This is a genomic window from Spirillospora sp. NPDC049652 (genome assembly GCF_040675125.1).
Taxonomy (GTDB): domain Bacteria; phylum Actinomycetota; class Actinomycetes; order Streptosporangiales; family Streptosporangiaceae; genus Spirillospora.
Map to the genome: position 1 here is coordinate 1 of NZ_JBFAOF010001390.1, position 1,440 is coordinate 1,440.

The 1,440-nt window shown below is 75.5% G+C and carries 1 protein-coding gene; it reads left to right on the top strand.

Translation table 11 applies throughout. The features are described from left to right. Positions 1–77: 77 nt before the first annotated feature. A partial coding sequence (locus tag AB0J52_RS40465) for a YhgE/Pip family protein (RefSeq protein ID WP_500188511.1) occupies positions 78–1,440 on the top strand: 1,363 nt, incomplete at its 3' end.

Here is a 1,440-nt window from a genome sequence, read left to right on the forward strand (position 1 = left end):
GTCGTCGCGACGGTCCTCGACCCGGCCCCCGCGCACGGCCTCGCCGACGTGTTCACCCGGCTCGGGGACGGCGCGTGATGCGGGCGCTCCGGCTCGCCCCGTTCGAGCTGCTGCGCTTCCGGACGCCCCTGCAGCGGCTCGCGCTGGCGTTCATCGTGATCGTCCCGACCGTGTACGGCGGGATCTACCTGTGGTCCAACTGGGACCCGTACCGGCGGCTGGGCCGCGTCCCGGTCGCGGTGGTGAACGAGGACCGGCCCGTCCAGGCGGAGGGCCGGACCGTCGACGCGGGCGGGGACTTCGTGGCGGAGCTGCGCAAGGACCGCATCCTCGGCTGGCACTTCGTGGACGCCCGCGACGCCGCGGACGGGCTGCGGCACGGCCGCTACTACGCCGTGATCACCGTCCCGCCGGACTTCAGCGAGCGGCTGACCAGCGGCGCGACCGGGATGCCGGAGAAGGCCGCGATGTCGATCCGGCTGGACGACGCCAACAACTACCTGGTCGGCGTCATGGCCAAGACGGTCCAGGCCGAGCTGGAGCGCAAGATCTCGGCGGCGGCGATCAGCGCCTACTTCGAGGCCGCGTTCGGCAGGCTCGCCGAACTGCACAGCGGGATCTCCGACGCGGCGGACGGCGCGGCCCGGCTCAGGGACGGCCTGGCCGGCGCCAAGCAGGGGTCGGCGCAGCTCGTGGACGGTCTCGGCGCGGCGAAGCAGGGCAGCTCCGAACTCGTCGGCGGCCTCGGCCAGGCCGGTACGGGGACGGCGCAGCTCGCCTCGGGGCTGGCGCAGCTGAAGGAGGGCTCGTCGCGGCTCGCGCCGGGCGCGGAGCAGGTCGCCGGGGGCGTGCACGAACTGGCGTCCACGGCCGTCCCGCTCGCCGAGCTCGCCGCCGCCGATCTGCCCGGCCTCGCGTCCCGGGCCGCCTCGGTGACCCGGGACGCGGCCCGCCTCACGTCGGTCGCGTCCGTCCTCACGCGGCGGCTCGCCACGAACACCAGGGCGATCTCCGGATGGCTGCACGCGCTCGCCGCGCGGCATCCCCAGATCGCGAGAGGCCCGCGCTACCGGGAAGTGCTGGCCGCTCTGCGGACGGTGAACGGCACCGCCGAGAGCCGCCTCCGCCACCTCGCCGCCCGGCATCCCGTCGTCGTCCGCACGCGCGGTTACTGGGCGGCGCTCGACCTCGCGCGTTGCCTCGACGAGGCGATGCCCGCCATGCTGCACCGGCTCGCCGCCCGCTACCGGATCCCCGCCGCCGATCCGGTCTTCCGGCCGCTGCTCGAAACCGCCGACCTGATCGCCGAGAGGACCGCCGAGCTCGCCCGGACCACCGCGCGCGTCAATGGCGCGGCGACGGGCCTGAACGCCGACGCGCGCGGCTTCCAGCGGATCGTCCCGGCGCTGCGGTCACGGCTGCTCGAGGGCGCGTCCGGCC